The following is a 3,636-nucleotide window of genomic DNA, read 5'->3' on the forward strand; positions in this document are numbered from 1 at the left end:
TCCCGGGCGTCCAGGTCGCGCAGGGCGAGTCCGTGCGCGCCCGCGGTCGCGTCCCCGACGGGGTAGTTCTCGAAGACCACCAGGCTGTCGAAGAGCGCGGTGTCCGCCGGGAGCCCGGTGAGCGCGTGGAGCGCGTTGAGGGGCAGGTGGTCGTGGCGCCGGTCCTCGGCGCGGGCCTCCTGCACCGCCCGCAGCCAGGCGGCGCAGGGGGCGTCGCCGTCGACCGCGGTCCGGGCGGGCAGGGTGGTGATGAACAGGCCGGTGACGGTGTCGGCACCGGGCAGGTCAGCGGGCCGTCCGGAGACGGTGGTGCCGAAGCACACCTCGCGCTGCCCGCTCCACCGCGCCAGCAGCAGCGCCCAGGCGCCCTGCACCAGCGTGTTGAGGGTGAGGCGGTGCCGGCGGACGAACTCCTGGAGCCGCGCGGTGCGTTCCGCGTCCAGCCGTTGCGACAGCCAGGTGCCGGAGCGGGCCGTGTCGCCGGGGGCGGGGCGGCGGTCGTACGGCAGCGGGGCGGGCGCGCCGAGGCCGTCCAGGACGCGGCGCCAGTGTTCCTCGGCGGGGCCGGTGTCGCGGCCGGCCAGCCAGGCGGCGTAGTCGGCGAACGGCCTGCGCTCGGGCAGCCGGGGCCGTTCGCCGCGGGCGAGGGCGGCGTGCGCGGCCATGACATCGGCCAGCACGTGGAAGACGCTCCAGCCGTCCAGCAGGACGTGGTGGAAGGTCCACACCACGCGGACGGCGTCCGGGCCGAGCCGGACCAGGGCGAGCCGCAGCAGCGGGGCGCGGTCCAGGGCCACGCCCCGGGCCCGTTCGTCGGCGAGCAGCCGCTCCAGCGCGGCCTCCCGCCGGTTTGCCGGCAGCCCGCTCCAGTCGTGCTCGGTGACCGGCAGGGTCACGGCCCGGTGGACGATCTGCAGCGGCACGGGGACGCCGTGCAGGGCGACGGAGGTGCGCAGCACGGGGGTGCGGTCGACGACGTGCTGCCAGGCGGCGGCCAGGGTGGCCGGGTCGTCGGCGCCGTCCGCGACGAAGGTGATCTGCTCGACGTACAGGCCGTGTTCGGCCTCGTCCAGGCCGTGCATCACCATGCCGGTCTGGGTGGGCGTGAGCGGGTACACGTCGGTGACGTCCGCGCCGGTGCCGACGAGCCGGTCGACGGCCGCCTGGTCGAGCGGCGCGAGCGGGAAGTCGGAAGGGGTGCGGCCGCCCGCGCCGGGTTCGGCGCAGTGCCGGACGATCGCCCGGAGTTCGTCGGCCAGCTCGGCGGCGAGCCGGCCGACGGTCTCCCTGCGGTGCACCGCGCCGCTGTACGACCAGGTGAACTCCAGCCGCCCGTCGGTCACCTGCCCGAGGACGTCGAGGAGGTGCGGCCGGCCGGCCGAGCGGTCCATGCCGCCGGTGAGGCCGCCGTGCGGCGCGTGCAGCAGGCCGCCCGGGGCGGGGGTGCCGTCGGGCCGGCCGAGGTAGTTGAAGCAGACCGGCGGCAGAGCGGGCAGCGTGCGGCCGGCCGTGGGGTGCAGGAAGCGCAGCGCGCCGTAGCCGAGTCCGCCGTGCGGTACGGCCCGCAGGTTCTCCTTGACCGCCTTGAGCACGGTGCCGGTGCCGGCGTCCCGGGGCACGTCCAGGACGACCGGGTACACGGCGGTGAACCAGCCGGCCGTGCGGGCGAGGTCGGTGCCCTCGAACAGGTCCTCGCGGCCGTGGCCCTCCAGCGTGACCGCCACCCGGTCCCGGCCGGTCCAGCGGGCCAGGACCCGGCCCAGCGCGCACAGCAGGACGTCGTTGACGCGGGTGCGGTACGCCTCCGGCACCTCCTGCAGCAGCCGGCGGGTCTCCTCGGCGTCCAGGCCGGCGGTCACGCTCTCCTCGTCGGCGACGGTGTTCGTGCCGCCGAGGTGGTCGGCGGGCAGTGCGGTGCCGGTGTCGAGGTGCTGCCAGTGGGCGAGTTCGGTGTCGAAACCGCCCGCCTCGGTGTGCGCGGCGAGCTGTCGCGCCCAGTCCCGGAACGAGGTGCTCTTGGCGCCGAGGGCGGGCCGCTCGCCGTCCCGCAGCGCCCGGTAGGCGGCGTCGAGGTCCTCCAGGAGCAGCCGCCAGGACACGGCGTCGACCACCAGGTGGTGGGCGGCGAGCAGCAGCACCGGCCGTCCGCCGTCGTCCGGCCGGCACAGCGCGGCCCGCAGCAGCGGTCCCGCGGTCAGGTCGAAGCCGGCGCCGAGGGCCTCGGCGACCGCGCGCGGCTCCGCGGCCCGGTGCACCTCCAGGTGCGGGGGCTGGGCGCCGGGCGCGGTGCCGTACTGCCGCCAGTGCCCGTCCCCGTCCCGCTCGAACCGCAGCCGCAGCGCGTCGTGGTGTTCGAGCACGGCGGCCAGGGCGGCCCGCAGCAGGTCCTCGTCGGGGTCCGTGGCCAGCTCGTGGGCGACCGTCTGGCTGAAGTGCGCGGGGTCGCCGGTGAGGGTGTCGAGCAGCCAGTGCTGTACGGGGGTGAGCGGGGCCTCGCCGGTCACCGGGCCCTGTTCCGCGGTGGCCGCGGCGGCCGGGACGCGCTCCGCCGCGGCGGCGAGTTCGGCGAGGGTCTGGTGCGTGAACAGGTGCCGGGGGGTCAGCGCGAGCCCTGCCCGGCGGGCGGCCGAGACGATCCGGATGCCGAGGATGGAGTCGCCGCCGAGCGTGAAGTAGTTGTCGTCGGCGCCGACTTCCGCGACGCCTAGCACCTCCGACCAGATGGCCGCGAGGGTCTGCTCGGCCTCGGTGCGCGGCGGCCGCCCGGCCTCGCCGGAGCCCGGCGCGGTCCACTCGGGGAGGGGCAGCGCCCGCCGGTCGAGCTTTCCGGTGGCGCCGAGCGGCAGCCGCTCCAGCGGGACGACGAGCGCCGGGACCAGGTGGTCGGGGACGCTGCCGGCGAGGAAGGCCCGCAGCTCGCCGGGGTCGGGCAGGGCGGGCGCGCCGGTGCCGGACGGGGCCGGGGTGCGGGGCACCACGTAGCCGATCAGGCGGCGGTGGCCCGCGTGTTCGACCACCCGGGCCGCGGCCGCCTCCACCGCCGGGTGGCGGGCCAGCGCGGCCTCCACCTCGCCGAGTTCGATGCGGAAGCCGCGCACCTTCACCTGGTCGTCGCCGCGGCCGAGGTAGACGAGGTCGCCGTCGGCCGTCCAGCGGACCAGGTCGCCGGTGCGGTACATGCGGCTGCCGGGCGGACCGAACGGGTCGGGCAGGAAGCGGCCCGCGGTCAGGCCGGGCCGGCCGAGGTAGCCGCGGGCGACACCGGTGCCGGCGAGGAACAGCTCGCCGGGCGCGCCGGCGGGCACCGGGCGCATCCGCTCGTCCAGGACGTAGGCGCGGGCGCCGCCCAGGGGCCGGCCGATCGGCGGGTCACGGTCGGGGTCGGCCGGGTCGCAGGTGAAGGCGGTGGCGTAGACGGTGGCCTCGGTGGGGCCGTAGATGTTGTGCACCTGGCTGCCGGGGATCGCCGTGCGGACCCGGCGCACGGTCCGGGCCGGCAGTCCCTCGCCCGCGAGGACGACGGTGTCCGCGGTGACGCGGACGGCGTCCTCGGCGAGCAGCCGGTCCAGGGCCGAGGGCACCGCGCTCAGCAGTCCGGCGCGCCAGGGGCCGGGGCGCTCGGCGAGGGCCAGCAGG

At 77.4% G+C, this 3,636-nt stretch carries 1 protein-coding gene; it reads right to left on the minus strand.

Features of this window, described 5'->3' with window-relative positions; all coding sequences use genetic code 11:
• On the minus strand, window positions 1-3,636 hold a 3,636-nt coding region (locus tag IE312_RS41600; RefSeq protein WP_229900390.1), incomplete at both ends, for a condensation domain-containing protein.

This window comes from Streptomyces capoamus, from assembly GCF_014654935.1.
Lineage (GTDB): Bacteria > Actinomycetota > Actinomycetes > Streptomycetales > Streptomycetaceae > Streptomyces > Streptomyces capoamus.